Raw genomic sequence first — 26,194 nt, 5'->3', positions numbered from 1 at the left:
GCCAAGCCCCCGAGCCTAGAGACATGTCGCAAGCCGCCGCCACAGCCACTCCTGCCGCAAGCACCGCCGACAGCCCCGCAGCCGAGGTGCGCCGCGTCGCCGACGCTGTCCGCCGCCGGGTGCTGGATTACACCCTGAAAAACAACGGCGGCTACCTGAGCCAGGCCTGCTCGTCGGCAGAGACCCTGGCCACGCTCTACCTGCGCGTCATGCGCCTGGGCCCGAGCACCGCACCCTTGGTGCCGCGGCCCTTTGCCGGGGTGCCGGGGCCGAACAACCCCAACGCCTTCACGGGCGCTGATTACAACGGGCCCCAGGCGCCGGACCTGGATCGGTTCATTTTCTCGCCGGTGCACTACGCGCTGGTGCTCTACTCGCTGCTCATCGAGCTCGGCCGGCTCGGCACCAACGGCCTGGAGGCCTTCAACCAGGACGGCAGCACCGTGGAGCTCATCGGTGCGGAGCATTCACCCGGGCATGAAGTAACCGCCGGCTCCCTCGCCCAGGCATTGAGCCAGGCTGGGGGCATTGCGCTTGCGCGGCGCCTCAGGGGCGACTCGGGCCGGGTTTGGGTATACATGTCCGATGGCGAGTTTCAGGAGGGTCAGACGTGGGAGGCATTCGCAGCCTTGGCACACCATCGCATCGGCAATCTCGGCGTGTACATCGACGCCAATGCCCAGCAGTGCGATGGCGCCATGGGCGACGTGATGACCATCGAGCCGTTGGCGGAGCGGCTCGCGGCCTTCGGCGCCGAGGTGCGCGAGGTGGACGGCCACGACAGTGATGCGCTCGCCGCAGCCGCAGACGGCCTCGGCGCGGGGGAGCGGCCGCTCGCCGTCATTGCCCGCACCGACCCCTGCCGCGGCATCGAGCTGATGCGCGAGCGCGCGCCGAAGCTCCACTACCTCCGCTTCAAGTCCAAGGCGGAATTCCAGGCTTACGAGGCACTGCTTGCGAAGCTCACCGCGGAGGCGCGGGCATGATCGAGACCGTTACCCGCCCCCACCGCGAGCATTTCGTGCGCTGGGCGGCGCACCGGCCCGAGGTGCTGGTGCTCTCTGCCGATCTGACCTCCTCGTGCGAGGCGGACGGCTTTCGGGATACCTACCCCGAGCGGTTCTTCTCTCTCGGGATGGCGGAGCAGAACATGATGGGCTTCGCCGCCGGGCTGGCCCGCGAGGGCTTCTTTCCGTATATCCACACCTTTGCCGTGTTCGTCACGCGCCGGCCGTTCGATCAGGTGGCCATGGCGATCGCCTACCCGAATCTGCCGGTGCGACTGGTGGGCTTCCTGCCCGGGCTCACGACGCCCGGCGGCGTCACCCATCAGGCCATCGACGACATTGGCCTCATGCGGCTCATCCCCAACATGACCATCCTGGAGACGGGTGACGCCACCGAGGTGACATCCGTGCTCGACGTTGCCCAAGCCGTCGATGGGCCCGTCTACATCCGCCAGCTGCGCGGCGAGGTGCCGCGGCTCTTCCCGGCGGATGAGCCGATGCGGCTGGGCCGCGCCAGGCCCCTTGCGGACGGCAGTGATCTTTGTGTCATCTCCAGCGGCATCTGCACCGAGGAGGCGCTGCGGGCCACCGCCGCGCTGAGAGCCCAGGGCCTCGGCGTGCGCCACCTGCATGTGTCGACGCTCAAGCCGTTCGACGACGCGGCGCTGCCGGACGCCATCGACGGAGTGCGCCTGGGTGTGATCACCATGGAGAACCACAGCATCATCGGCGGCCTCGGTGCGGCCGTGGCGGAGCTGATGGCGGAGCACGGCATCGGGCGCCGTCTGCTGCGGCTCGGGCTAAAGGATACCTATGCCCATGGCGCGAGCAAGCCGTATCTGCTGCGCGAGTATGGGCTGGATGCCATGGCGCTGATAAAGGCGGCCGAGCAGCTCGCCGGCGCGCCGCTCGCCATCAACGAGACAGATCTTGCAGCCGTACGGCTAGGCACGTTGACGGCCGCGGAGAAGACAGAAGACCTTTGATTCCGGGCGGAATGCCCGGGTGATGCAGCAATTTCATGGAGACGCTTGATGTCCGATCTCGAAATCCTCTGCGAGCACAAACCCTCTCCTGCGAAGCTTGAAGTGCTTGGCGTGGAGCAGTGGCCGATTTGGAAAAAAGAGCCGTCCACCTTCCCTTGGACCTACGATCAGACGGAGACCTGTTACATCATCCGCGGCAAATTCACCGTAACGCCCGAGGGCGGCGCGCCGCAGCAGTTCGGCCGCGGAGACCTCATCACCTTTCCCGCCGGCCTCTCCTGCACCTGGGAAATCACCCAGGCGGTGGAGAAGCACTACGACTTCCAGTAGCAGGCGCCGCGGTCATTGCGGCTGCCGGCTGTCGGTTAGGATGCACCGGACTGCCTGCGCCAGCCGCAAACTCCCATATCACGCTGCTGCGCCTTAAGCGGACGGGTCATCCATACTGCCCTGCCGATAACCGAACAGGTCCAAGCAGACATGGCGGAAGCCTAGGCCTTGCAGGGCCTCGCCGACCTCGTCTGCCTGCCGAACGAGCCGCTCGCGCTGCGTCGGTGCGACCTCGATACGGGCGACGTTGCCGTGGCTGCGCACCCGCACGGACTCGAAGTCCCGCTCGATGAGCAGGCGCTCCGCCTCCTCCACACGCTGCAGCTCGCGCATGGACACGGGTTGGTTGTGGCGCAGCCGCGTGAGCAGGCACGCGTTGCTCGGCTTCCGCCACGTGGGCAGCCCCAACGCTTGCGAGATGGCGCGCACCCCATCCTTATCCACACCCTGTTGGATGAAGGGCGTGCCGACGCCTAGCTCGCGCAGGGCATGCAGTGCCGGTCGGTTCCGTTCCGCGTCATCAAGATTGCTCGCATCCAAGAGCTTCTCGTGCCCCAAGAGCTCGGCGCGCTCGCGCAGCAGCTCGTACATCCGACGCTTGCAGCGATAGCAGCGGTCCGGCGGGTTATCCTCCATGCCCGCCGGCATATCCATCTCCACCAGCTCATGGCGGAGCCCCAGCTCATCGGCCAGGACCACGGCGTCGCCGATCTCCTGGCGAACCATGTAGGGGGTCACGGCAGTGAGTGCGACGACTTGCTCGGCGCCGAGTGCCTCCCGGGCGCAGGCCAGCAACAGGGTGCTGTCCACGCCGCCCGAGAATGCCACCGCGACGCTGCCCGCATTGCGCAGGCTCTCCACGACAGCCTGAAACCTCGGGTCCATCTGTATCCTCCTCGGTGTCTGCCGGCCGCTCTTATTGGTATGCAATGGACCTGATCGATGGAACGCGTCTGCGGCCAGCCGGAGAGTATAGTGGATGCCGTCCTAGCCCACCCGGACATGCGCCGGGCAACGCGTCCGGGCTGCCCCGCGTCAGTGATAGAATCAGCGGCAATTGGCAGACGCGCGCCAACTCGTCACAATGTAAGCCGCACGCCAGCGCCCCGTGGCGGCGCTCGCTCAGTCAACGTGTGCCAGGGCCTGCTCCCCGGCACAGACCAACACAATCTCCGCCGGCGGATGCGGGACAGCCCACCTCGGCGGTGACTCCAGAGGAGACCTCGTTCCGATGCGTAATCAAGTGCTGCTGATCCTTGTCCTGCTGTGCGCCTTGGTGGGTGCGCCCATCGCTGCCACGGCCTCCGAAGGGATCTCAATTGGCGACACGGTGCTCAAGATGCCGCTCGCGGATGACGTCTCCATGGACGACGCGGTGGATTCCATGAAGCTCCGCGCCAATACCCTGAACTTCAAGCTCGTGGCCCACCTGCCGCTCTACAAAGAGCTCGAAGCCATGGGCATCGACACCAAGCGCATCGAGATCTTCCAGTTCTGCGACGCGCGCATCGCCAACGAGATGGTCATCTTCAACCCGGACTTCTCGGCATACCTGCCATGCCGCATCACGCTCATTGAAGATGCCGACGGTAAGCCCTGGCTGGTCACGCTGGATCTCGGCAAGATCATCCCAACCGCCAACCTCTCTCCGGAGCTGCAGGAAAAAGCCGAGATGGTGCGCGATAAGATCGAGTCCATCATGACGGCGGGTGCCAACGGGGAGCTTTAAGCAAACGCCGGCGTCTTGGCTTTTCGCGCGCGGGGCAGGATGTCCCGCCAGTTCAAGCACGTAAGGGCTTGAATCCGAACAGGCCCGCCGCCCTCGGACTCTTGGCCGGGATGGCCAGTAAGTCGGTACCTCCTTGAGCGCGCCAAGCCCAAGCCAAGGGTTGGCGCTTATGCGGCCCTGAGCCCGTCCACGCGCTGAAAGCCGCGTGGCAGCATCCCGCCACGGCGGCCGCGCTCTCCAACATAGTGCTGCAAGTCGTCCGGCTTCAGCGTCAATGTGCGTTTGCCCGACAATACGGCGAGGCTCGCTCCGGCCGGAAGCACCACGATGGCGACGACGATTTCCTCGCGTGCCTGCGCACGTGCTGAGGGTATGCCGATGATCTTATTGCCCTTCCCCCGGTTTAACTCCGGGAGCTCCGAGCAAGGGAAGGCCAGCAGGTGGCCGCTGCTCGTCGCGGCCACGACAAGATCGGCGCTGCTCCCCGGCACCTGCACCGGCCCCAGCACTCGCGCTCCGCTAGGCAGTGTGAGCACGGCCTTACCCGCTCTGGCTTTGGCCTGAAGGTCGGACAAGGTGCAGACGAAACCGTAGCCCGCATCAGAGGCCAAGAGCCAGCGGCCATCCGGGTCGCCGCCGAGCACCGCGACAAAGCTCGCGCCGGGCGGTGGCTCGAGGCGACCGGTGAGGGGCTCGCCTTGGCCGCGGGCCGACGGCAGCGTGTTGGCCGGCAGCGAATAGCTGCGGCCGGTGGAATCGAGGAAGACAGCTGATTGATTGCTCCGCAGTCGTGCCGCATCAAGAAAGGCATCTCCGGACTTATAGCCCAGGGATGTCGGATCGATCTCGTGCCCCTTGGCCGAGCGCACCCAACCCTTCTGTGACAGGATCACGGTCACGGGCTCGCTTGGGCTGAGCTCAGTGTCGTTCAGGGCCTGCGCACTCTCACGCTGCACCAGCGGCGAGCGGCGATCGTCGCCGTAGGTCTCGGCATCCTGCTCGATTTCTTGAATGATCAAATCCCGCAGCTTATCGGCGTCGCCGAGGGTCGCCTGAAGGTGGTCACGCTCGGCCTGGAGCGCTTCCTGCTCGCCGCGGATCTTGAGCTCCTCCAGCCGGGCCAACTGCCGCAGCCGGGTGTTCAGCACGTACTCGGCCTGGGCGTCGGAGAGCTCGAAACGCGCCATCAGCACGGGCTTCGGCTCGTCCTCGGTGCGGATGATGCGGATCACCTCGTCGATGTTCAGCAAGGCGACTAGGAGGCCTTCCAACAGGTGCAGGCGCTCCAGAACCTTGTCGAGACGATGCTGCAGACGCCGGCGGACAGTGGCGCGGCGGTAGTCCAGCCATTCGCTCAGGATCTCCCGCAGATTCATGACCCGCGGGCGACCGTCCATGGCGATCATGTTGAGGTTCACCCGATAGCCCTTTTCCAGGTCCGTGGTGGCGAACAGGTGGGACATGAGGCGCGGCACATCGACCCGGTTCGAGCGGGGCACGATGACGAAGCGCGTCGGGCATTCGTGGTCCGACTCGTCGCGCAGATCTTCGATCATCGGCAGCTTCTTGGCCTGCATCTGGCCCGCGATCTGCTCCATGATGCGGTTGCCTGACACTTGGTAAGGCAAGGCCGTGATAACGATCTCGCCTTGCTCCAAGCTCCAGCGGGCGCGTTGCTTGATGCCGCCCTGACCGGTCTCGTACATGCGCCGCAGCTCGTCACGGGGTGTGACGATCTCGCCGGCCGTCGGCAGGTCGGGCCCCGGCACATGCGCCATCAGTTCCACCACGCCGGCATCCGGATGGCGCAGCAGGTGGACGCAGGCTCGGGCGACTTCGCGCAGGTTGTGCGATGGGATGTCTGTCGCCATGCCAACGGCGATGCCGGCCGCACCGTTCAGAAGCAGATTGGGCAGTCGCGCCGGCAGGAGCTTGGGCTCTTCCAGGGTGCCGTCGAAATTGGGCTGCCAGTCGACGGTGCCCTGCCCCACCTCGGTCAGCAGCACCTCGGCGTAGCGGGCCAGCCGCGCCTCGGTGTAGCGCATAGCCGCAAAGGACTTGGGGTCGTCCGCGGAGCCCCAGTTGCCCTGACCATCGACGAGCGGGTAGCGGTAGCTGAAGGACTGCGCCATCAGCACCATGGCCTCGTAGCAGGCCGAATCGCCGTGCGGGTGGAATTTGCCGAGCACGTCGCCGACGGTGCGCGCGGACTTCTTGAACTTGGCCGTGGCGGACAGACCGAGGTCCGACATGGCATAGAGAATGCGCCGCTGCACGGGCTTCAAACCGTCCCCGACATGCGGCAAAGCACGGTCGAGGATGACGTACATGGAATAGTCCAGGTACGCCCGCTCACTGAAGAGATGTAGCGGAAGGCGCTCCAGCCCCTCCGGATTGGGTGCAGTCAGATCACTCATCTGCAGCTAGCTCGGCTGCCCTGCAGAGCCGCACAGGCGCCTTGCCTGGCCTGCGCGACGCAACGCCTGCCGTCAGTGGGCACCGGCACCTCGCAGTGAGGCTTCAACCATCATCCACAGAATGTGCAGGATGACCCAGGTGTACACGCCTGCGATGAGATCATCGAGCATGATGCCGACGCCTCCCTTGACCTGTCCGTCGAAGCTCGCGATGGGCCAGGGTTTGGCGATATCGAAGGCGCGGAAAAGCGCGAAGCCCGCGATGACCCACATGATGCCGGCAGGGGCGGCGATCATCGCGATCAGAAACCCGACGACCTCGTCCCAGACGATGGCCGGCGGATCATCGGCACCCATTTCCTCGGCGACGCTGCCGACGGCCCAGACGCCGGCTGCAAACAGACCGGCGACGACGAGCACATACAGCGCCACCGGCAACATGGACAGCACGAAATAGAGCACAACCCCCACGAGGGTACCCACGGTACCCGGGGCCTTGGGTGCAAGCCCGGCGCCGCCGGCGAAGGCGAGCAGATGCTTGGGATCGGACGTGTTAAAAGAGGGGGCCGTGGTCTCGGCAGATGCGTTCATCGAAGGCTCCTTATCTCACAACAATGATCGGAATCAAGGGAAAGCAGAAAAGCGCTGCGATTGTCGCATAGGAGTGCCGCTTGGGTCCCGGCGCGGTGTGCGCGCCGCCGTCGGCGGCACGCGCTCCAGGTTGGCCAAGCTCAGTCGTCGCGGCGGAAATGATCGTAGCCGCCGCCGCTGGGGCGCCAGAGGCTACCGTTCGCACGCACACAGCGCAGACCGCTGCCGGCCTCGATGTCCCCTATGATGGTGAGCGGACACCCGGCGGCCGCCCCCAGCACCGGCAGCCGGCACGCTGCCGCGCGGGGCAGCGTGAAGCAAAGCTCGTAGTCATCGCCTGAGGCCAGAGGCAGCGCCCAGTCGTCCCGCTCCGCTACCACGGCCGCCACCTGGTCCGCCATGGGTACGCGCTCGAGATCCAACCGCGCGGCGCAGCCACTGGCAGCAAGCACATGGCCGAGGTCTGCGATCAGGCCGTCTGAGAGGTCGATGGCGGACGTGGCTATATCGCGAAGCATCTCGCCTAGGGCGACGCGCGGCGTCGGCCGTTCCAACCGCCGACGCAGGTAATCGTCCACCGGCTCGCCAGCCGACAGGTGCCGCAACGCGAGCCCCGCATCGCCGAGGGCGCCACTGACGCAAATCAGGTCCCCGGGACGCGCCCCGCTCCGGCGCAGGGCATGATCGGCGGGCACGAGCCCATGCGCCTGCACGGTGATGGTGAGTGGCCCGCGCGTGAGGTCGCCGCCCACGAGGCGCACGTCTTCCGCCGCTGCCAGCTCCCCGAAGCCGCGGGCGAAGGCCGCAACCCACCCGGCATCCGCCTCCGGCAGGGTCAGCGCCAGCGTCGCCCACGCGGGCTCGGCGCCGACGGCGGCGAGGTCGCTCAGGTTCACGGCCAGAGACTTCCAGCCCAGGGCTGCCGGGTCGCAGTCCGGCAAAAAGTGCACCCCGGCGACCAAGGTGTCGATGCCGACCGCCAGCTCCCGCCCCGGGGGGACCCGCAACAGGGCGCAATCGTCGCCGACATCCACCAGGACGTCGTCGCGCCCGGCACCGACCCCTGTGAGATGGCGGCGAATCAGATCGAACTCTGACACCCGTGCGACCTCGACCAGAGCAGCGCGTTGCGTGCTCAGCGACCGGCGCCGCCGCGCACGCCGCGGGCGAGCTTGTCCAGCACGCCGTTGATATAACGGTGGCCGTCGGTGGCGCCGAACTCCTTGGCGAGGTTAACCGCCTCGTTGATGATGACGCCCACCGGCAGCTGCGGCGAGTACAGGAGCTCGTAAGCACCAATGCGGAGGATATTTCGCTCAACCGGGTCCAGACTGGTGACGGCGCGGTCCAGCAGCGGGCGCAGCGCGTCGTCGATGGCATCCGCCTGGTCAGCGGCACCGCGCACTAGCTCGCTGAAGAGTTGTGCGTCGTAGCGCACGGGCACCACCGTGTCGCCGTCGGTGGATTCGCCCAGCAGGTTTTCGGCGACGGCAGCGGCCCAGGCGGGATCATCCAGAAAATGACGCACGACTTCCGCCGGGTCCTGCATGCTGAGCTGCCACTGATAAAGCGCCAACAGCGCGTAACGACGGGCTTCGCTCCGTGGACCGGCCATTTAATCGAGCTGCCGCAGCAGATCGACCATCTCGAGGGCTGACATCGCTGCCTCCGCACCCTTGTTACCGGCCTTGGTGCCAGCACGCTCGATGGCTTGCTCGATGCTGTCCACCGTGAGCACACCGAAGGCCACGGGCACCGCATGCTGCAGGCTCACCTGGGCGATGCCCTTGACGCATTCACCGGCGACGTATTCGAAGTGCGGCGTACCACCCCGAATGACAGCACCCAGCGCGATGATGGCGTCGAAGCCGCCCTTCGCCGCGATGCGCTCGATGGTGATGGGCATCTCGAAAGCACCTGGGACCCGCACGATGGTGAGATTGGCCTCATCAGCGCCGTGGCGCAGCAGGGTGTCGACGGCGCCCTTCTCCAGGCTCTCGACGATGTAGCTGTTCCAGCGCGACACTACCAAACAGAAGCGTCCCTGGTCCGCACGCATGGCGCCTTCGATGGTCTTGATCATGGTCTGTCACCGAAATTGATTGCTGTGATCACGGCGGAGTCGCCGCTCTCACTGATGCGCCTGGATTATCGCGGCGGAGTCGCCACGCTCGCCCCAAGCTGTCAGCTGTTCGCGGCGGGGACGCTACTCCCACGGGTAGGGTCAGCTGCCCACGTACTCCACGACTTCGAGGTCGAACCCAGAAATGCCGTGCATGGCCTTGGGCGCACTCATGACCCGCATTCTGCGCACCCCGAGGTCGGCGAGAATCTGCGCGCCGATGCCATAGGTCCGCAGCTCGCTGCGGTCTGTGCGCGGAGGCGGCGCCTGATCTTCACGCTTGAGGTTGCACAGTTGCCGGACCTTACTCAGCACGTCATCAGACCGGTCGCGGTTGCGCAATACGACGATCACGCCCTCGCCCGCCGCGGAAATCTGCTGCATCACATCCTTGAGGGGCCACCCGCAGGCTGAGTGATCGCCCCCGAACAGGTCGCAGAGCGTGTTCTGCAAGTGAACCCGCACCAGCGTCGGCCGCTCCGGCGAAATATCGCCCATCACCAGCGCCAGATGCACTTCTCCCTCGATGGTGTCACGGTAGGCGGTGACGCGGAACTTGCCAAACTCTGTCGACAAGTCGCAGCGCTCCTCTGGCATCACGGCCTTCTCGTTGGCGACACGATAGTGGATCAGGTCGGCGATGGTGCCGACCTTGAGCCCGTGCTCAGCGGCAAAGGCCTCCAGATCCGCCCGCCGCGCCATGGTGCCGTCTTCGTTGAGCACCTCAACGATGACCGCAGCCGGCTCGAACCCCGCCAGCCGCGCCAGATCACAGCCCGCCTCTGTATGCCCGGCCCGAACCAGCACACCTCCCGGCTGGGCCATGAGCGGAAAGACGTGTCCCGGCTGCACGAGGTCCGTTGCCGTCGCGTCCGGTGCCACGGCGGCGCGGATGGTCTGGGCGCGGTCCGCCGCGGAAATCCCGGTCGTGACGCCGCGGGCAGCCTCGATGGAAACGGTGAAGGCCGTCGAGTGCGGTGCATTGTTGGCATTCACCATGAGTGGCAGGTGCAACCGCTCGCAGCGGGCCTTGGTCAGGGTCAGACAGATCAGCCCCCGGCCGTACTTGGCCATGAAATTGATGGTTTCCGGCGTGACGCAGTCTGCGGCGATCAGGAGATCGCCCTCGTTCTCCCGGTCTTCATCGTCCATGATGACGACCATTCGGCCGGCGCGAAGGTCACTGATGATTTCTTCGGTGGAATGCAGCGGCATGAGCTGGCGGGGAAAGACGGCGCGCGGGAGAGACGTCAAAACAGCCGGACAGGGTACCAGAGCGCGGAGTCTGCGTCATGGCCCCAGCTTGGTGGCGTGGCAGGTGGCACCCGCGCGGCCCGATGGGCCCGCCGGCGCTCGCGAGGTCTGCGCAGCGGGGACATCGGCCTTCGCGCCGCAAGCATGAGCGATCAGCGGTCAGCTTGCGAAGCCGTGCCGGCGCAAGAACTCCACCGTGATGGCATCGGTGCCGGCCTCCGCCGCGTGGTCGCCGAGCAGCAGGCGCTCCAGGTATCGGGCAAGCAGGTCTACCTCCAGGTTGACTCGGGTGCCCGCGTGGTAATCGCCGATAATGGTCTCTTCTAGAGTATGGGGCACGATGTTGAGGTCGAACACGGCGCCGACCACGCGGTTGACCGTCAGGCTGGTGCCGTCCACGCAGATAGACCCCTTATGCGCGATGTAGCGGGCGAGCTCGCCGGGCGCGTGGATCTGCAGCCGCCAGGAGCGGCCATCTTCACGCATTTCCAGCACCTGACCAACGCCATCCACATGTCCGCTGACCAGATGCCCGCCCAGCGGCGTGGACAGCGTCAGCGCCGTCTCCAGATTGACCCGCGCCCCGCTGCCGAGGCCGCCAAGCGTGGTATTGGCGAGCGTCTCACGCGACACATCGGCAGAGAATCGGCCGTCATCCAGCTCCACGGCCGTCAGGCAAACACCGTTGACGGCGATGCTGTCACCCAGACTCACCCGGGCCAGGTCCAGCTTCCCAGCGCGCACGCTGATCCGCATGTCGCCGCCCACAGGCGCAAGACGCTCGACCTCGCCAATGGCTTGGATCAGGCCCGTGAACATCTGTCTGCAATCGCGCTCCGGTGTGCGGTCTTGACGATTCGCTGTCGCGCCGGAAGCAGAGGTTTCCGCGCGCTCAATCCACGCTCAGGAAGTCGGCACCACGGGGTCGCTCGAAGCGGAACATGGAGTATTGGAGCTGCGGGTTGCGGTCTACGTTGGTGAAAATGAACCTTGTCAGCTGGCCAAAACGATCTTCCATCAACAGGGTGTCCAGCTCGCCGTCGACAAAGCCGATCTGCAGCTTGGCGACGTCCGTCTCCTGCGTCTTCGGAATCAGCTCTGCCCAAGTGCGGTGATCGTCCCGGCTCAGATTGCTGATGCGGAAATACTTCTCCGGCGGCTCCCGGCTCGCCAGCAGCTGGGCCGGTGTGCCGTCCAGGACCTGCTTTTGGCTGCGGTGGGTGACCTGGTTCAGCTCGGTGTCATGCATGTAGATGCGCTTGCCATCGGCGACGATCCGCTGGGTGCTCGGGTCGTCGTACTCCCAAAGGAAACGATTCGGGCGGAGCAGATAGAAGGTGCCGCTCGCCTCCAATGCCGCGCCACCATCCGCGGGAATGGTGATCTGCCGAAAATCGGCCTGCAGGCTGTTCAGGCCGCGCAGGTAGTCGGTAACCTCTTCGACACCGTCCGCTACCACGGCGGCCGCCGGCGTGGTCATGAAGGCGGCCAGCAGCAGCAGATTCGCCGCCGCAGCGCGACCAAGGCGTGAGTGAAAGCAACAGAATGACAACAACTGCTCAGCCCTCCACGGGCGTAGGTGCTAAAACTTCGCGGTTACCGTTGGTCTCCGCCGGGCCGACGATACCGATACGCTCCATCTCTTCAACCATCCTTGCGGCCCGGTTGTAACCGATCTTGAGCTTACGTTGCACGCCAGAGATGGATGCACGGCGACTCTCGACGACGTACTGTACGGCTTCATCGAAGAGCGGGTCCTGATCTTCGACATCGTCGCCGCTCCTTGGCTCCGGATCGATGCCGGGCAGGTGCTCGCCCGGCTCCTGCAGAATGGTGTCGATGTATTCGGGCGCGCCCTGCTGCTTGAGGAAATCCACGACTCGGTGGACTTCATGATCGTCCACGAAGGCGCCGTGCACGCGCTGCGGAATGCTGCCCCCAGGCGGCAGGTAAAGCATGTCGCCGTGGCCGAGGAGGTGCTCGGCGCCCATCTGGTCCAGCACCGTACGCGAGTCCACCCGTGCCGAGACCTTGAAGGCCATGCGGGTGGGGATGTTGGCCTTGATCAGGCCCGTCAGCACGTCCACTGAGGGGCGCTGCGTTGCAAGGAGAAGATGAATGCCCGAGGCCCGGGCCTTTTGCGCGAGCCGGGCGATGAGCTCTTCCACCTTCTTGCCCACCACCATCATCATGTCCGCCAGCTCGTCGATGATGACGACGATGTAAGGCAGTTTGGTGAGCGTCGGCAGCTCGGGCTGACCGTCCTCATCGAAGCTGGGCGCCATGTCGTCGGCCAGCTTGTAGAGGGGGTCCGGAATGGGGGTGCCGGCGTCGATAGCGTCCTGAACCTTGCGGTTGTAGCCGGCGATGTTGCGCACGCCCAGCGCCGCCATGAGCTTGTAACGCCGCTCCATTTCGCCGACACACCAGCGCAGCGCATTGGCCGCCTCCTTCATGTCCGTCACCACCGGGGTGAGCAGGTGCGGGATACCCTCGTACACCGAGAGCTCCAGCATCTTCGGGTCCACCATGATGAGGCGGACATCCTCGGCGCTGGACTTGTACACCAGACTCAGGATCATCGCGTTGATGGCCACGGACTTGCCGGAGCCGGTGGTGCCGGCAATGAGCGCGTGGGGCATGCGGCCCAGGTCCGCCACCACGGGCTCGCCGGCGATATCGGTTCCCATCCCGATGGTGAGCGGCGATTTGGCCTCGACGTACGCACGGGAGCCCAATGTCTCGCTGAGGTACACCATTTCGCGCTGGTCGTTCGGCACCTCCAGCCCAATGACGGATTTACCCGGGATCACCTCCACCACGCGCACACTGACCTTCGACAGTGCACGGGCGATGTCCTTGGCGAGCCCGGTGATCTTGCTCACCTTCACGCCGGGTGCGAGCTCCAGCTCGAACAGCGCGACCACAGGCCCCGGGTGCACCGCTACGACCTGCGCGACCACGCCGAACTCCGCAAGCCGCGCCTCAAGCTCCCGCGACATGGTCTCCAGCTGCTCTGGGCTGACGGCACGGCTGCTCTTCTTCGGCGGATCCAGGAGCTCGAGCGGCGGGCGGTCGCCAGTGCCGCCGGCGAGCCGCGGCAGCGGCAGCTGTCGCTGGTCGCCCGCAGGCTTGCCCCGCTTGCGCCTCGCCGCTGCCCCCACTGCGGGCGAGGGGTCCGGTGCCGAGCCGCGCTCGGCGACGGGCAGTGGTGCCGGTGCAGCCGGCTCGGCGCCGCCGCTCCCGTAGAAGCTGGCAACGTCGGTTAGGGCCTCATCGCCCGGCATCGGCTCGGGCTGCGATTGCCGTGCGACAAAGCCGCGCGGTATGGCGCTGAACTCAGCGACGCCTTCCGGGGGACGCGGCTCGGCCTCACCCGGTGCATCCTCGGCGTGGTCGGTCAGTGCGTCCGCCGACGGCTCGCGTGAGGGCAGGCGCAGATGGCCCAAGCCCCGCCCCAAGAGACCCGGAAGTGCCCGCAGCCCTTGCACCGGCAGCCGGAACAGGGCCAGCGTGAGCGCGCCGAGACCATCCACCACCTGCAACGGACTGATACCCGTCGTGAGCAGAAAGCCCACCAGAAACGCCGCCGTGAGTGCCAAAGAACCGCCGGCGTCGCCAAAGGCCACCAGGGCATACTCGGTGATGAGGAGTCCGAGGCCGCCGCCGATGCCATTGGGCAGATCCTGCATCAAGTGTCCGCCGTAGATACTGGCCAGGGCGGCACCCGCGGTCAGCAACAGCAGGAAGCCCACCCAACGCAGCGCGAGCCAGAAGAGCTTGGTCTCCGGCTCTGGCGCCCGCTGGCGAAAAACGAGATATGCGCTCCAGGCCACCATCAGCGGCAACAGATAGGCAAAAACCCCGAACAGAAACAGTGCCAAATCGGCAAACACGGCACCGATGCGCCCGCCGGCGTTGGCGACGGTCTCACTCGGCCCGACGAAGGACCAGCCCGGGTCCTGTGGCGAATAGCTCGCCAGCGCGACCACGAGATAGAGTGCCGCGCAGATCAGGGTCCACATGGCGCCCTCGCGCCAAGCGCGATCCAGATAATCTCCGAGGGTCAGCTGGCCTGCGCGGGTCGCCTGGCTCACGAATCACACCTCTAGCAGAAATGCCCAAAAGCATTATACCGTTATCACAGCTTCTTCGCGTGCTTTCGATCCGGGGGCTCGATGCTCATCGCCACCAGGTCTCAACCGCGTCGGCCCGTTGCCAGAGCACCAAAACTGCCCCCGCGGCGAGCATAGAAGCCGTCCGCAGCAGTGCCTCATGCTCCAACGCGTCCGCCCGCTCGGCCGCAGAACGCGTCCGCCGTCCGCTCAAGGTTCGGCGCTTCGCTGTGGAAGCAGTCTAGCGGCTGCGGCACCCCCAGTCTTCGGTAAGGGCCCGGTCTGCGCGCGCCCTGCTCGAGCATCGCCGGCAAGCGCACAGATCAGCGCTGCCGCCGCGTCGCCCGCGGCGCGATGGCCGGCGGGGTTCCAGTGACCGAGCCCCGGGCGGCCGCCGGCGAAGCCGTGCAGCAGCAGACCCTCGCGCTCCGCGTAGTCTGCCAGCAGTGCGGGCAGGTTCAGCACCGTTAGATCGAGGCGCTCAGCGATATCCAGCAAGCGACGCACAGGGTAGCCGAGATCCGACACCCCCAGCGCGGCGGCGAAGCGCGCGCTGACCCTGGCCTCAGGGTGCACCTGAACCCCGGTGCCGATCAGCATCAGGACCGGAGTCGCACCGTCGGCACGTGTCTCGGCGGCGAAGGCCCCGAGCATCGCCTCGGTGACCGCCCAGCTCTGCTCCCAGGCGCCGTGCGCCGGGGGACGGTAGACCGCGTTGTCGACGCCGGGCTCGCTGGGCACCTCGGGCTCCCCGGGCCGGCAGCCCCCCGCGGCCTGGCCCGCCAGGCCCCGCAGGCCCCACCCATCCCGGGCCTGTCCCGCCCGCTGCGCGCTGCGGGGGTGCACCCACCCCCCATGCCCCGCTCGCCCCAACGTCGATGTCGCTCTTCGGTAGGCTGGCTGCCGGCGAAAGCCGGCGTCCAGAGCCAACTGACCGGCGTCGAGGCGGAAATACGGTCGCAGCGGCTCCGTGTTCAGCGCCGGGTGGTTTTCTGTGAAATCGTTGCCGATGAAGAAGGCCAGCACGGCGAAGTCCGGCGCGAAGCGCGCGGCGTGCTCGCGCCAGGCCAACAGGGACTGCGCCGTACTCCAACCGCTGACGGCAAAGTTGAGTGCTTGGAATTCGGCGGTCACCGGACAGATATCGCCATTCAACCGCTCTGCCATGACCCGCCACCAGGTTTCGTGCAGCGGCACCTGGACGGCCTCGGTAAAGGAGTCGCCGAGCACGGCGACACGCAGGGTCCCCGGCGGCTTGCGCCGTGCGTGGTCAATATCGCGGAAGCCGAGCGTGTTTGTCTCCACCAGGGCAGCACCCTCGAAGCGCTGCCAGCCGCGGATTTGCGGCGGCGGCCGCCACCCCAGCACTGGGTCCACGCGTTTGGCAACGGCCCAGTAATAGGACTGCCCGGCGACGCGCAGCAAACCCTCGCCCAGCAGCAGCGCGAGGACCAGCGCAATCAGCAAGAGGCTGAGCGCTGCGACACGATGATGCTTGCAGGACAAGGATGTGTTGGGGTCAATGCGGGGAGCGTTGGCCGACGCGGCGCGATAGAAGACCGCCAGCTCGCCACGTCGCGCACAAGTATAGCCCTCAACTCGAGCCCGACAGCAGGAAACCTGCCCATTGCTGAGAGATGCCCGTCGGCTGCGACTTTACCGTCCTTCCGGTGGCGCGTAGCATTTTGCGCTTTGACCGCGAGGGCCGGCGTGGCTGCCGAATACAAGGCTGCCAAGCGGTGCCCCGCCAGGAGACAGACCCATGAGCGAGACCAAACACTGCCGTCTGCTGATTCTCGGCTCCGGCCCCGCCGGGTACACCGCCGCCGTGTATGCAGCGCGCGCCAACCTGAGTCCGGTGCTCGTCACCGGCCTGGAGCAGGGCGGGCAGCTGATGACCACCACCGACGTGGACAACTGGCCCGGCGACCCGGACGGTGTGCTGGGTCCGGATTTGATGGACCGCATGCGCAAGCACGCGGAGCGCTTCGAGACTGAGCTCGTCATGGACCAGATCAACGCCGTCGACCTCGGCAAGCGCCCGTTTACTCTCACAGGAGACAGCGCGACCTACACCTGCGACGCACTGATCATCTCCACCGGCGCCAGCGCCAAGTACCTGGGCCTGCCGTCCGAGGATGCCTTCAAGGGTCGCGGCGTCTCCGCTTGTGCCACCTGTGACGGCTTCTTCTACCGCGGCCAGAAGGTCGCCGTCATCGGCGGCGGCAACACCGCCGTGGAGGAAGCCCTGTATCTGTCCAACATCGCCTCGGAGGTGACCCTCGTGCACCGGCGCGATGCCCTGCGAGCCGAAAAGATCCTCCAGCAAAAGCTTTTCGACAAGGCCGAGAATGGCAACGTGCGCCTGGCCTGGAATCACGTGTTGGACGAGGTTTTGGGCGATCAGTCCGGCGTCACTGGCATCCGCATCAAAAACGTGCAGAACGACACGACCGAGGAGATTGATCTCCACGGTGTCTTCATCGCCATCGGGCACCAGCCCAACACCCAGATCTTCGAGGGCCAGCTCGACATGGCCGGCGGCTACATCAAGGTCAAGAGCGGCACCGAGGGCAACGCCACCGCGACCTCCGTCCCCGGCGTGTTCGCCGCCGGCGACGTCATGGACCATGTCTATCGACAGGCCGTCACCTCCGCCGGCACCGGCTGCATGGCGGCGCTCGACGCCGAGAAGTTCCTTGATGAGGTCGCGCAAAAGGCTTGAGTGCGAGCGCTCCCCAGGGGCCAGGGACTGCAGGCGCTCGGCGACGCGCCCGCGGCACATAACCTGCCGCAGGTGAGCCAATGCAGGTGAATCGCCGCAGCTTCCCCACCGTTGCCCTGCTGCTGTCGGTGCCGCTGCTGGCCGTCGTCATCTTCGGCGGCGGCCCGCCGGGCGGGGCGCCGCGGCTGCCGCTGCTTGGGCTGCTGCTGGTCGCCGAGCTCGGCCTCATCGTCAACCTCGTCGCGGCGTACTTCGGCATCGGCGCCCTGCGCGAGCAGCCACGGCCCCGCGGCGCGCTGCTGCGCTTTGCGGCGAACCTGGTATTGGCGGCAGATTTCGGTCGCAACCTGCTGATCCTGTGGCCGGGCTGATGACGGGGCCGGCAGTCTATGTATCGACTCACCACCCTCACCGCCATCGACGAGATCCCGGCCGCGGACTGGAATGCACTGGTCGGCGACGACCTGCCGCACCTGCGCCACGAGTTCCTGGCGGCCATGGAGCACCACGGCTGCGTCGGCGAGCGCTTCGGCTGGCTGCCCCGCCATCTGGTGCTGCACGATGAGGCGGAGCGCGCCGTGGCGGCCGCTCCTTGTTACCTCAAGCTCAACTCCTACGGCGAGTTCGTATTCGACTGGGCCTGGGCGGACGCCTACCGCCGCGCCGGCATGCAGTACTACCCCAAGCTGGTCGTTGCCTCACCCTACACGCCGGCGACGGGCCTGCGCATTCTCACCGGCGACAGCCCGGAGCGCCCGACCCTGGCGGCGGCTCTGATACAGGGCTCCGTCCAGGTGGCCGAGCGCCTCGACGTGTCCGGGCTGCACTGGCTCTTCACCAACGAGACCGAGACCGACTGGGCGCGGGCGCAGGGCTTCATGCCGCGGCTTGGCTGCCAGTTCCATTGGCGGAACCAGGGCTATGCGAGCTTCGATGACTTCATCGGCGCGTTTTCCGCGGAAAAGCGCAAGAAGGTCAAGCGCGAGCGCCGGCGCGTGCAGGAGTCCGGCATCCGCATCCGCCGGGTGCGGGGCGACGAGGTCACGCCCGAGGAGTGGCGTATTTTTCACCGGCTCTACGAGGATACCTTCGACAAGCGCGGCGGCATTCCGACGTTGAGCCTGCCCTTCTTCGAGGAAATCGGCCGCAGCATGGGGCGCAACCTGCTGTTGGTGCTGTGCGAGGAACCGGGCGGTGGTGACGGCGGGCGTATTGTCGCCGCTGCCTTCTGCCTGCTGGGAGCGCAGAGCCTGTACGGCCGTCACTGGGGCTGCTTCAAGGACTACCACAGCCTGCATTTCGAGGCTTGCTACTATCAGGGCCTGGACCATTGCATCGAGCACGGGCTCGCGCGCTTCGAACCCGGCGCCCAAGGCGAGCACAAAGTGGCCAGGGGCTTCCTGCCCACGCGCACCTGGTCCGCGCATTGGATCGCAGATCCGCGCTTTCGCAAGCCCATCGGGACCTTCCTCGAGCACGAGATCGACGCGGTGGAAGACTACATCGACGAGATGAACACCCACAGCCCGTACAAGGCCACCGCAGCCGGTCAAGCGAGCGGCGACGCGCCGCCACAGGCTTGAATCAGCAGCGCCGTCATCTGCCCTACCTGCTGGCGCCTGATGACCCCAGCGCCGCCTTCCCCGACGTTGGTGAAGCGCTGACGGACCCGGACGGCTTGCTTGCGGTGGGCGGCGACCTGAGTGTTGCCCGGCTGGTCAACGCGTACCGCCATGGCATCTTCCCCTGGTTCAATGCGGGCGATCCGATCCTCTGGTGGTCGCCGAACCCTCGGACGGTGCTGCGCCCACAGGCACTGCGGGTGTCGCGGAGCCTGCGCAAGCTGCTCAGACGCCGCCCCTTTGGCGTGACGCTGGACCGGGATTTTCCCGCCGTCATCAAAGCCTGCGCCGAGCCCAGGGCCGACGGCGGCGGTACCTGGCTGGTGCCGGAGATGATCGCCGCCTACCGCGCTCTGCATGTACACGGCATCGCCCATTCCGTCGAGGCCTGGCAGGATGGCACACTCGCCGGCGGGCTATATGGTGTCGCCATCGGCGGTATCTTTTTCGGCGAGTCCATGTTCACGCGTGTGGACAACGCCTCGAAGGTCGCGCTGGTGCACCTCTGCCGCTTCCTGGACGAGCACGGCTTTGCGCTCATCGACTGCCAGGTGCTCACCGGCCACCTCATGCGCATGGGCGCGGAGCAGATCCCACGCCACGCGTTCGTGCGGCTCGTCGAGCGCCTGCGCGACCGGGCCACACCAACCGGCGTGTGGGACAACGGCAGCATCACCTATCCGCAGCCACCGCCCCAAATGGGTACAGTCTCGGAGGTCCAGCATGCGCGATGACCGCCCCGCCCGCGGCGACCTGCAGCTCTACCTCACCGGTGAGCATGAATGCTCTTACATCGATGGGCTTCGTGCCCGCACCCTTTTCGTCGATCCGCTGGCGCATATCGACGCCGCCCGCGCGGAGTGGCTGCAGCAAATCGGTTTCCGCCGCAGTGGCCAGCATTTCTACCGGCCCGCGTGCCGCGGCTGCCAGCGCTGCGTCCCGGTTCGCGTGCCCGTGCGGGCGTTCGTTCCGAACCGCTCCCAGCGCCGCAATGCCGCCCGCAACGACGCCGAGCTGAGTGTTGTCGTCCGCCCGGCGTCCCTTGTCCCGGAGCACTACCAGCTCTACGAGCGTTACCTGCTCCACCGCCATGGCGACGGCGACATGGCGGATGACGTCTCGGTGGAAACCTACGCGCGCTTCCTGCTGGCGCCCTGGGGCGGACGGACAAGATTCCTCGAGATGCGCCGCAAGGAGCAAGACGAGAGCCGTCTCGTGGGCGTCGCCGTCACCGACTTCTTCAGCGACGGACTCTCCGCCGTCTACACCTTTTTCGAGCCCGAAGAGTCCCACCGCGCGCCCGGCACCTACGCAGTGCTGACGCAGATCCGCGAGGCCAAGCGGCTGGGCCTTGACTACGTCTATCTGGGTTATTGGATTGGCGAGAGCCCCAAGATGGCCTACAAACATGGATTCCGCCCGATCGAGGCCTGGGACGGTCGCGAATGGCGGCGATACGCCAAGGGCGAGGCGATCCGATTCTAGGGCCCGCGGCGCGACGCCGGCGCCGCCGTACAAACAGCCCCACTGCCGACCAGCGGTCAGTCAAGGCGCGCTGGCCGGGGCTGCAGCTGCATGCTGTGGTAACATGGCGGGCTTGCAAGGCGCTGTCCATGCTGGCCCCGGCGCCGACTCCCAATGCGTTTGAAATCGAACCGCGGCGACGCTCGGGCGGCGCCGGAACCGAGCTAGTACCCGAATCCATGGCAAAAGAAGACGTCATCACGATGGAAGGCACGGTCATGGAGACCCTGCCAAATACGATGTTCCGCGTGGAGCTGGAGAACGGCCATGTGGTCACGGCCCATATCTCCGGCAAGATGCGAAAGCACTACATCCGCATCCTCACCGGCGATAAGGTCACGGTGGAGCTGACGCCCTACGATCTAAGCAAGGGGCGCATCACCTACCGCGCTCGCTGAGGCCGACGCCGGGCCACTATCCCCGAGTCAGTTTCGCGCCCCGGCCAGCAGGGCGTTTTGACGCCGGCGGGAGGCATTGCTTGGCATACCGACCGCAGGTCGTGCGCCCGAGCAGCTTCTACGTAACAACTGGGCCATTCCCTCGGCCCTCAGCCATCGGCCCTTCCCTCAAGCCGCCGCCTTCTCCGAATCGAAGCTGAAGGTCAGCTCGTCATCCTCACCCAGTTTGACGGTGACGGTACCGCCATCGGCGAGCTCGCCGAACAGCAGCTCATTGGCGAGCGGCTTCTTGATGTGGTTTTGGATGATGCGCGCCATCGGCCGGGCGCCCATTTTCGGGTCGTAGCCTTTCTCGGCGAGCCAGGCCTTGGCGTCGGGCTCTACCACCAGGGCGACCTTCTTCTCGGCCAGCTGCTGCTCCAGCTCGAACACAAACTTATCGACGACACTGGCGATGGTGGTCTGATCCAAGGCGCCGAACTGCACCACCGCGTCCAGGCGATTGCGGAATTCCGGCGTGAAATGCTTTTTGAGGGCCTCCATGGCATCCGTCGAGTGGTCCTGCTCGGTGAAGCCGATGGAGCGGCGGCTTGCCTCCTCGGCACCCGCGTTGGTGGTCATCACCAGCACCACGTTGCGGAAGTCCGCTTTTCGGCCGTTGTTGTCGGTGAGTGAGCCGTGGTCCATCACCTGCAGCAACAGGTTAAACACGTCCGGATGGGCCTTCTCGATCTCGTCGAGCAGCAGCACCGAGTGCGGATGCTTGGTGATTTCCTCCGTCAGCAGACCACCCTGGTCGAAGCCCACATAGCCCGGCGGCGCACCGATGAGGCGCGAGACCGTGTGCCGCTCCATGTATTCGGACATGTCGAAGCGGATGAGCTCCATGCTCAGGATGCGCGCGAGCTGGCGCGTCACCTCGGTCTTGCCCACGCCGGTGGGCCCGGTGAAGAGGAAGGAGCCGATGGGCTTCTCCTCGTTGCCGAGGCCCGAGCGGTTCATGCGGATGGCGGAGGTGAGTGCATCGATGGCCTCGCCCTGGCCGTAGACCACCATCTTCAGGTCGCGGTCGAGGTTGCGAAGCGACTCGGTGTCGGACGTGGAGACCTTCTTCGGCGGGATGCGCGCAATCTTGGCGACGATGGCTTCCACATCGCCCACGTCGATACGCTTCTTTCGCTTGGCCGCGGGCTTGAGCTGGACGTTGGCGCCCGCCTCGTCGATAACGTCGATGGCCTTGTCGGGCAGGTGGCGGTCGTTGATGTACTTGGCCGAGAGCTCCGCTGCGGCGCGCAGAGCCGGGTTGGTGTAGCTCACCTGGTGATGCTCTTCGAAGCGCTTCTTCAGGCCCTTGAGGATTTCAAAGGTTTCTTCCACCGTGGGCTCTTGTACGTCGATCTTCTGGAAGCGACGCGTCAGTGCCCGATCCTTCTCGAAGATGCCGCGGAACTCTTGGTAGGTGGTAGAGCCGATACAGCGCAGCTCGCCGGAGGCGAGCACCGGCTTGATGAGGTTCGAGGCATCCATGACGCCGCCGGAGGCCGCGCCGGCACCGATGATGGTGTGGATCTCGTCGATGAACAGGATCGCGTTGGGACGACGCTTGAGCTCGGCGAGCACGGCCTTCAGGCGCTTTTCGAAGTCGCCGCGGTACTTGGTACCGGCGACCAGGGAGCCTAAGTCCAATGCGTAGATGACGGCATCGCTCAGCACGTCCGGCACGTCGCCGTCGATGATCTTCTTGGCCAGTCCCTCGGCGATGGCAGTCTTGCCGACGCCGGCCTCCCCCACCAGCAGCGGGTTGTTCTTGCGCCGCCGGCAGAGGATCTGTGCGGTGCGCTCCACCTCGCCGCCACGGCCGATGAGCGGGTCGATACGGCCCTGACGGGCAAGCTCGTTCAGATTGGTGGCAAAGTTCTCAAGCGCGCTGGAGGATTCCTTTTCTTCCGGACGCGGCTCCTCGGTTTCGGCTTGGGAATCGTCGTCCTGCTCCTCCCCGGGCACTTTGGAGATGCCGTGGGAAATGTAGTTGACGACGTCGAGCCGTGAGACATCCTGCTGGTTCAGCAGATAAACAGCCTGGCTGTCCTGCTCGCTGAACAGAGCTACGAGCACATTGGCGCCCGTGACTTCCTTTTTGCCCGCGGACTGCACATGAAACACGGCACGCTGCAGCACCCGCTGGAAGCCGAGCGTCGGCTGGGTCTCACGGGCGTCGCCCTCGGCGATCAAAGGTGTCGTTTCGTCGATGAAGGTGGCGATGTCGCGGCGCAGCTTATCGGCATCGGCACCGCAAGCCCGCAGCACCTTGGCCGCTGTCGGGTTGTCCAGCAAGCAGAGCAACAGATGCTCGACGGTCATGTACTCGTGCCGGTTCTCGCGCGCTTCCTTGAAGGCGTGGTTCAGGGTGAATTCGAGCTCTTTACTCAACATGTTCTGGCCCCTGGGATAGCGTTAGGTGCAGAAAAGGGGTGCAGGAAACCCGGCGATCCAGCTTGGCGCAGGCACGGCGGGGACTCGGTAGTACACGCGAGACTCAGCGGGCATGTACGCGCCCGTTGCGGCGAAGCCGCTTCGCTGCTGTAGCCTCAGGCTCACGCCTCCTCCATGGTGCACAACAGCGGATGGTGGTTCTCGCGGCTGAAGTCGTTCACTTGGTTGACCTTGGTCTCGGCGATGTCGCGGGTGAACACACCGCAAACGCCGACCCCGCGGGTATGCACGTGCAGCATAACCTGTGTGGCCTTCTCGCGGTTCATGCGGAAGAAGGTCTCGAGCACGTGCACCACGAATTCCATGGGTGTGTAGTCGTCGTTGACCAGCAGCACCTTGAACAAGGGCGGGCGCTTCAGCGCCGGCTTGGACTCCTGGACGACGAGACCCGAGTCCTGGTCTTCGTTTGGATTCCACTCGCTCATGGCTTCTGTTCTGCGCGACTGCTGTGACGGTTGGCAAAAGGTTGATGTTGGCAACAGGCGCCTTCGCTGTCGAGACATCGGGCGCCGGCCGAATTGACGGGGCGCAGGTCGGCCGACTGGCGCGTGCTCCCCGGCCCCGCTCCCGAGGGAGGTCGCTCTGCTGAGCTCGCCGCTGGGAGGATAGATATGGCCATCACACGCCGGGTCTCGGTTTGGCGCGCGAAGAGCCCGCGGATGCCTTTTCTCTATCCTCGAACCTAGCCCCTCGAACTGACTACGACTGGTCGTCGTGCCTTGCGCTCGGGCACGAGCGACTGACCTCGCTTGCCCGAAAACCCATGCGCGACGGGTGCAAGACCGCGTCGAGGCGGCGGCGTCGCGATGTCACGCAGCCGTCCCGCCCAGACCCGTTGTGAGGGCTCGCGCCCAAAAAATACAGCCCTCGCAGACGCGCGTCTACGCTCAGGAGTCGGGGAAAAAGTGCCCTCAGAACCGCCCATCGAAGGCGGCATCAGGGCGGCCAAGGCGTGGGCAATCAGGTTGATTGACCATACGAATCAGCAGACTATACTTCGCCGTTACGGTGTCCGCTCGGCAGCGCCCCGCTGCACGTCGGCACCCGGCATCGCCGCCCCGCGCTGTGGCGCGCGGTTGCCGACAACAACGACCGACTGCCACCCACCAAGAGTACCGCACGACAGCGGTCCAGCACCGGAGGAGTTCCCGCCATGATGACAGGTGTCGTTAAGTGGTTTAACAACGCGAAGGGCTATGGCTTCGTGAAGCCCGACAACCGAGACGAGGACGTTTTTGTACACTTCTCGTCCATCGAAATGGAAGGCTATAAGACCCTCAAGGAAGGCCAGAAAGTCGCGTTCGAGGTCAGCCAGGGCCCAAAGGGACTGCATGCGGCGAAGGTGCAGCGCGCCTACTGATCCCAGCTTCTCACCCCAGGCCGGGCGCCGTCTCGCCGGCGCCCGCCTAGGGCTACATCTTGCCGATAACGGCCTGACCGAACTCAGAGCAGCTGAGCTTGGTGGCGCCGTCCATCAGGCGCTCCAGGTCGTAGGTTACGGTCTTGGCCGAGATAGCGCCCTCGATGCCCTTGATGACCAAATCCGCCGCCTCGGTCCAGCCGAGGTGGCGCAACAGCATCTCTCCAGACAGCAACAGCGAGCTCGGGTTGACCTGGTCCTTGCCGGCGTACTTGGGAGCGGTGCCATGGGTGGCCTCAAACATGGCCACCGTGTCGGACATGTTGGCACCCGGCGCCATGCCGATGCCGCCCACCTGCGCGGCTAGGGCGTCCGAGATGTAATCGCCGTTCAGGTTCAGCGTGGCGATGACGTCGTACTCCTTCGGGCGCAGCAGGATCTGCTGCAGGAACGCATCGGCGATGACGTCTTTCACGGTGATCTCGGTGCCCGTCTTGGGGTTCTTGAAGCTGCACCAGGGGCCGCCGCCGATCTCCTCGGCGCCGAACTCTTCCTTTGCGAGCTCATAGCCCCAGGCCTTGAAGGCGCCCTCGGTAAATTTCATGATGTTGCCCTTATGCACCAGGGTCACCGACGGTCGGTCGTTGTCGATGGCGTACTGGATGGCCTTGCGCACCAGACGCTTAGTGCCTTCGCTGGAGACCGGCTTGACGCCGATGCCCGAGGTCTCCGGGAAGCGGATCTTGGTAACGCCCATCTCCTGCTGCAGGAAATCGATGACCTTCTTCGCCTCCGGCGAGCCGCTCTGCCACTCGATGCCTGCGTAAATGTCTTCAGAGTTCTCGCGGAAGATCACCATGTCCGTATCCTCCGGATGCACCAGCGGGCTCGGCGTGCCGGCGAAATACCGCACCGGCCGCAGGCACACATAGAGATCGAGCTGCTGGCGCAGGGTCACGTTGAGCGAGCGAATGCCGCCACCCACGGGCGTGGTGAGCGGCCCCTTGATGGACACGACGAAATCCTTCACGGCATCCAGCGTCTCGTCCGGCAGCCAGACGTCCTCTCCGTAGACGCGGGTGGACTTTTCGCCGGCATAGATCTCCATCCAGGCGATGCTGCGCTCGCCGCCATAGGCCTTCGCGACAGCTGCGTCCAGCACGTCCTTCATCACCGGCGTGATGTCGATGCCGATACCGTCGCCTTCTATGTACGGGATGATGGGCCGGTTGGGAACGTTCAGGCTGTTGTCGGCGGCAACGCCGATCTTCTCGCCATCGGCGGGGGTCTGGATGTGTTGGTAGGCCATGCTGCAAGTCCTCGACGCGGGCGCCGCTTGCGGCGGCGCGTGGGTGATGGAAGCGGGGAAGGCGGGAAGGCTGGAGTGACGCCGGTAGACCGTGATGTTAACACCCCATCCCGCGCACTCGCCGTTCCGGCATATCCGACCCTGATCCGCTTGAGGCCCCGCTCGAGGCCTTGCGCTCCGGCCGCGACCAGACCCCCGCCCCACATTCGGAC

At 65.8% G+C, this 26,194-nt stretch carries 25 protein-coding genes; 11 read left to right on the top strand and 14 right to left on the bottom strand.

Going from position 1 to position 26,194, the window contains the following annotated elements; translation table 11 throughout:
* Window positions 1-23 precede the first annotated feature (23 nt).
* Genes I6U14_RS18180 through I6U14_RS18170 form a run of 3 tightly spaced genes read left to right on the top strand, consistent with a single transcriptional unit; the run spans window position 24 to window position 2,323 of the window.
* A complete protein-coding gene (locus tag I6U14_RS18180) occupies window positions 24-986 on the top strand; it encodes a transketolase (RefSeq protein ID WP_296901299.1) in 963 nt (320 codons plus the stop codon).
* Window positions 983-1,993: a transketolase C-terminal domain-containing protein gene (locus I6U14_RS18175; RefSeq protein ID WP_296901298.1), complete on the top strand. Its 1,011-nt coding sequence runs from the start codon at window positions 983-985 to the stop codon at window positions 1,991-1,993. Before I6U14_RS18180 ends, I6U14_RS18175 begins: the two co-directional genes overlap by 4 nt.
* Window positions 1,994-2,041: 48 nt before the next feature.
* Entirely contained in the window at window positions 2,042-2,323 is a 282-nt protein-coding gene (locus tag I6U14_RS18170; RefSeq protein ID WP_296901296.1) for a cupin domain-containing protein, read from the top strand.
* Between the two features lie 93 nt (window positions 2,324-2,416).
* Here the strand turns inward: I6U14_RS18170 and larE are convergent, their stop codons facing one another.
* On the bottom strand, window positions 2,417-3,208 hold the full coding sequence (gene larE, locus I6U14_RS18165; RefSeq protein WP_296901294.1) for an ATP-dependent sacrificial sulfur transferase LarE: 792 nt from the start codon (window positions 3,206-3,208) through the stop codon (window positions 2,417-2,419).
* 346 nt (window positions 3,209-3,554) lie between these two features.
* Between larE and I6U14_RS18160 the strand changes: the two genes are divergently transcribed.
* Window positions 3,555-4,052 carry a DUF302 domain-containing protein gene (locus I6U14_RS18160; protein ID WP_296901293.1) on the top strand — a complete coding sequence of 166 codons (498 nt, stop codon included), beginning with the start codon at window positions 3,555-3,557 and terminating at the stop codon, window positions 4,050-4,052.
* A gap of 167 nt (window positions 4,053-4,219) precedes the next feature.
* Here the strand turns inward: I6U14_RS18160 and parC are convergent, their stop codons facing one another.
* From parC to I6U14_RS18110, 10 genes are all read right to left on the bottom strand, one after another.
* Window positions 4,220-6,469, bottom strand: coding sequence for a DNA topoisomerase IV subunit A (gene parC / locus I6U14_RS18155; RefSeq protein WP_296901290.1), 2,250 nt, complete (start codon window positions 6,467-6,469; stop codon window positions 4,220-4,222).
* A gap of 72 nt (window positions 6,470-6,541) precedes the next feature.
* Complete coding sequence (locus tag I6U14_RS18150; RefSeq protein ID WP_296901288.1) at window positions 6,542-7,060, bottom strand: phosphatidylglycerophosphatase A; 519 nt, start codon at window positions 7,058-7,060, stop codon at window positions 6,542-6,544.
* 140 nt (window positions 7,061-7,200) lie between these two features.
* Entirely contained in the window at window positions 7,201-8,160 is a 960-nt protein-coding gene (gene thiL, locus I6U14_RS18145; protein ID WP_296901286.1) for a thiamine-phosphate kinase, read from the bottom strand.
* Between the two features lie 35 nt (window positions 8,161-8,195).
* The gene (gene nusB / locus I6U14_RS18140) at window positions 8,196-8,675 is read right to left on the bottom strand and encodes a transcription antitermination factor NusB (RefSeq protein ID WP_296901284.1); all 480 of its coding nucleotides are present in this window, start codon (window positions 8,673-8,675) and stop codon (window positions 8,196-8,198) included.
* Window positions 8,676-9,143 carry a 6,7-dimethyl-8-ribityllumazine synthase gene (gene ribE / locus I6U14_RS18135; RefSeq protein WP_296901282.1) on the bottom strand — a complete coding sequence of 156 codons (468 nt, stop codon included), beginning with the start codon at window positions 9,141-9,143 and terminating at the stop codon, window positions 8,676-8,678.
* A 141-nt stretch (window positions 9,144-9,284) separates the two neighbouring features.
* On the bottom strand, window positions 9,285-10,397 hold the full coding sequence (gene ribBA / locus I6U14_RS18130; protein ID WP_296901280.1) for a bifunctional 3,4-dihydroxy-2-butanone-4-phosphate synthase/GTP cyclohydrolase II: 1,113 nt from the start codon (window positions 10,395-10,397) through the stop codon (window positions 9,285-9,287).
* Window positions 10,398-10,595: 198 nt separating this feature from the next.
* Window positions 10,596-11,255, bottom strand: coding sequence for a riboflavin synthase (locus I6U14_RS18125; RefSeq protein ID WP_296901278.1), 660 nt, complete (start codon window positions 11,253-11,255; stop codon window positions 10,596-10,598).
* A 73-nt stretch (window positions 11,256-11,328) separates the two neighbouring features.
* Window positions 11,329-11,991 carry an outer membrane lipoprotein chaperone LolA gene (gene lolA, locus I6U14_RS18120; RefSeq protein WP_296901276.1) on the bottom strand — a complete coding sequence of 221 codons (663 nt, stop codon included), beginning with the start codon at window positions 11,989-11,991 and terminating at the stop codon, window positions 11,329-11,331.
* Between the two features lie 4 nt (window positions 11,992-11,995).
* Window positions 11,996-14,533: a DNA translocase FtsK gene (locus tag I6U14_RS18115; protein ID WP_296901274.1), complete on the bottom strand. Its 2,538-nt coding sequence runs from the start codon at window positions 14,531-14,533 to the stop codon at window positions 11,996-11,998.
* A 228-nt stretch (window positions 14,534-14,761) separates the two neighbouring features.
* Window positions 14,762-16,018: a hypothetical protein gene (locus I6U14_RS18110; protein WP_296901272.1), complete on the bottom strand. Its 1,257-nt coding sequence runs from the start codon at window positions 16,016-16,018 to the stop codon at window positions 14,762-14,764.
* Between the two features lie 295 nt (window positions 16,019-16,313).
* Here I6U14_RS18110 and trxB point away from each other — a divergent pair, with 295 nt between their 5' ends.
* The 6 genes from trxB to infA all read left to right on the top strand — a co-directional run bounded on the left by trxB (window position 16,314) and on the right by infA (window position 20,820).
* Window positions 16,314-17,276, top strand: a complete 963-nt coding sequence (gene trxB, locus I6U14_RS18105) for a thioredoxin-disulfide reductase (protein ID WP_296901270.1) — start codon at window positions 16,314-16,316, stop codon at window positions 17,274-17,276.
* A gap of 80 nt (window positions 17,277-17,356) precedes the next feature.
* The gene (locus I6U14_RS18100) at window positions 17,357-17,647 is read left to right on the top strand and encodes a hypothetical protein (protein ID WP_296901268.1); all 291 of its coding nucleotides are present in this window, start codon (window positions 17,357-17,359) and stop codon (window positions 17,645-17,647) included.
* A gap of 18 nt (window positions 17,648-17,665) precedes the next feature.
* The gene (locus I6U14_RS18095) at window positions 17,666-18,859 is read left to right on the top strand and encodes a GNAT family N-acetyltransferase (protein ID WP_296901266.1); all 1,194 of its coding nucleotides are present in this window, start codon (window positions 17,666-17,668) and stop codon (window positions 18,857-18,859) included.
* The gene (gene aat, locus I6U14_RS18090; RefSeq protein ID WP_296901264.1) at window positions 18,856-19,632 is read left to right on the top strand and encodes a leucyl/phenylalanyl-tRNA--protein transferase; all 777 of its coding nucleotides are present in this window, start codon (window positions 18,856-18,858) and stop codon (window positions 19,630-19,632) included. Before I6U14_RS18095 ends, aat begins: the two co-directional genes overlap by 4 nt.
* Window positions 19,622-20,383, top strand: a complete 762-nt coding sequence (locus tag I6U14_RS18085) for an arginyltransferase (RefSeq protein WP_296901262.1) — start codon at window positions 19,622-19,624, stop codon at window positions 20,381-20,383. Before aat ends, I6U14_RS18085 begins: the two co-directional genes overlap by 11 nt.
* A 218-nt stretch (window positions 20,384-20,601) precedes the next feature.
* Window positions 20,602-20,820: a translation initiation factor IF-1 gene (gene infA, locus I6U14_RS18080; protein ID WP_058555834.1), complete on the top strand. Its 219-nt coding sequence runs from the start codon at window positions 20,602-20,604 to the stop codon at window positions 20,818-20,820.
* Between the two features lie 168 nt (window positions 20,821-20,988).
* On the opposite strand, the gene clpA is transcribed toward infA, so the two are convergent.
* Window positions 20,989-23,253: an ATP-dependent Clp protease ATP-binding subunit ClpA gene (gene clpA, locus I6U14_RS18075; protein WP_296901258.1), complete on the bottom strand. Its 2,265-nt coding sequence runs from the start codon at window positions 23,251-23,253 to the stop codon at window positions 20,989-20,991.
* A 161-nt stretch (window positions 23,254-23,414) separates the two neighbouring features.
* Window positions 23,415-23,738, bottom strand: a complete 324-nt coding sequence (gene clpS, locus I6U14_RS18070) for an ATP-dependent Clp protease adapter ClpS (protein ID WP_200234067.1) — start codon at window positions 23,736-23,738, stop codon at window positions 23,415-23,417.
* 728 nt (window positions 23,739-24,466) lie between these two features.
* Between clpS and I6U14_RS18065 the strand changes: the two genes are divergently transcribed.
* A complete protein-coding gene (locus I6U14_RS18065; RefSeq protein ID WP_296901256.1) occupies window positions 24,467-24,673 on the top strand; it encodes a cold-shock protein in 207 nt (68 codons plus the stop codon).
* Window positions 24,674-24,725: 52 nt separating this feature from the next.
* Here I6U14_RS18065 and icd read toward each other — a convergent pair whose 3' ends face one another.
* Window positions 24,726-25,982, bottom strand: coding sequence for an NADP-dependent isocitrate dehydrogenase (icd, locus tag I6U14_RS18060; protein WP_296901253.1), 1,257 nt, complete (start codon window positions 25,980-25,982; stop codon window positions 24,726-24,728).
* Between the last annotated feature and the right edge of the window lie 212 nt (window positions 25,983-26,194).

The sequence above is a fragment of the Thiohalocapsa sp. genome, assembly GCF_019695415.1.
Taxonomy (GTDB): Bacteria; Pseudomonadota; Gammaproteobacteria; order Chromatiales; family Chromatiaceae; genus Thiohalocapsa.
The sequence above is the reverse complement of the archived record's forward strand: the minus strand, read 5'-3'. Positions and strand labels throughout refer to the sequence as shown.

Bases quoted from the DNA above. Each gene is read 5' to 3' on its own strand.
- icd (WP_296901253.1), bottom strand. From the start codon at position 25,982: ATGGCCTACCAACACATCCAGACCCCCGCCGATGGCGAGAAGATCGGC.
- I6U14_RS18095 (WP_296901266.1), top strand. From the start codon at position 17,666: ATGTATCGACTCACCACCCTCACCGCCATCGACGAGATCCCGGCCGCG.
- I6U14_RS18180 (WP_296901299.1), top strand. From the start codon at position 24: ATGTCGCAAGCCGCCGCCACAGCCACTCCTGCCGCAAGCACCGCCGAC.
- clpS (WP_200234067.1), bottom strand. From the start codon at position 23,738: ATGAGCGAGTGGAATCCAAACGAAGACCAGGACTCGGGTCTCGTCGTC.
- trxB (WP_296901270.1), top strand. From the start codon at position 16,314: ATGAGCGAGACCAAACACTGCCGTCTGCTGATTCTCGGCTCCGGCCCC.
- I6U14_RS18170 (WP_296901296.1), top strand. From the start codon at position 2,042: ATGTCCGATCTCGAAATCCTCTGCGAGCACAAACCCTCTCCTGCGAAG.
- clpA (WP_296901258.1), bottom strand. From the start codon at position 23,253: ATGTTGAGTAAAGAGCTCGAATTCACCCTGAACCACGCCTTCAAGGAA.
- I6U14_RS18085 (WP_296901262.1), top strand. From the start codon at position 19,622: ATGCGCGATGACCGCCCCGCCCGCGGCGACCTGCAGCTCTACCTCACC.
- ribBA (WP_296901280.1), bottom strand. From the start codon at position 10,397: ATGCCGCTGCATTCCACCGAAGAAATCATCAGTGACCTTCGCGCCGGC.
- nusB (WP_296901284.1), bottom strand. From the start codon at position 8,675: ATGGCCGGTCCACGGAGCGAAGCCCGTCGTTACGCGCTGTTGGCGCTT.
- I6U14_RS18150 (WP_296901288.1), bottom strand. From the start codon at position 7,060: ATGAACGCATCTGCCGAGACCACGGCCCCCTCTTTTAACACGTCCGAT.
- I6U14_RS18065 (WP_296901256.1), top strand. From the start codon at position 24,467: ATGATGACAGGTGTCGTTAAGTGGTTTAACAACGCGAAGGGCTATGGC.
- infA (WP_058555834.1), top strand. From the start codon at position 20,602: ATGGCAAAAGAAGACGTCATCACGATGGAAGGCACGGTCATGGAGACC.
- I6U14_RS18175 (WP_296901298.1), top strand. From the start codon at position 983: ATGATCGAGACCGTTACCCGCCCCCACCGCGAGCATTTCGTGCGCTGG.
- I6U14_RS18100 (WP_296901268.1), top strand. From the start codon at position 17,357: ATGCAGGTGAATCGCCGCAGCTTCCCCACCGTTGCCCTGCTGCTGTCG.
- I6U14_RS18160 (WP_296901293.1), top strand. From the start codon at position 3,555: ATGCGTAATCAAGTGCTGCTGATCCTTGTCCTGCTGTGCGCCTTGGTG.
- ribE (WP_296901282.1), bottom strand. From the start codon at position 9,143: ATGATCAAGACCATCGAAGGCGCCATGCGTGCGGACCAGGGACGCTTC.
- larE (WP_296901294.1), bottom strand. From the start codon at position 3,208: ATGGACCCGAGGTTTCAGGCTGTCGTGGAGAGCCTGCGCAATGCGGGC.
- parC (WP_296901290.1), bottom strand. From the start codon at position 6,469: ATGAGTGATCTGACTGCACCCAATCCGGAGGGGCTGGAGCGCCTTCCG.
- I6U14_RS18125 (WP_296901278.1), bottom strand. From the start codon at position 11,255: ATGTTCACGGGCCTGATCCAAGCCATTGGCGAGGTCGAGCGTCTTGCG.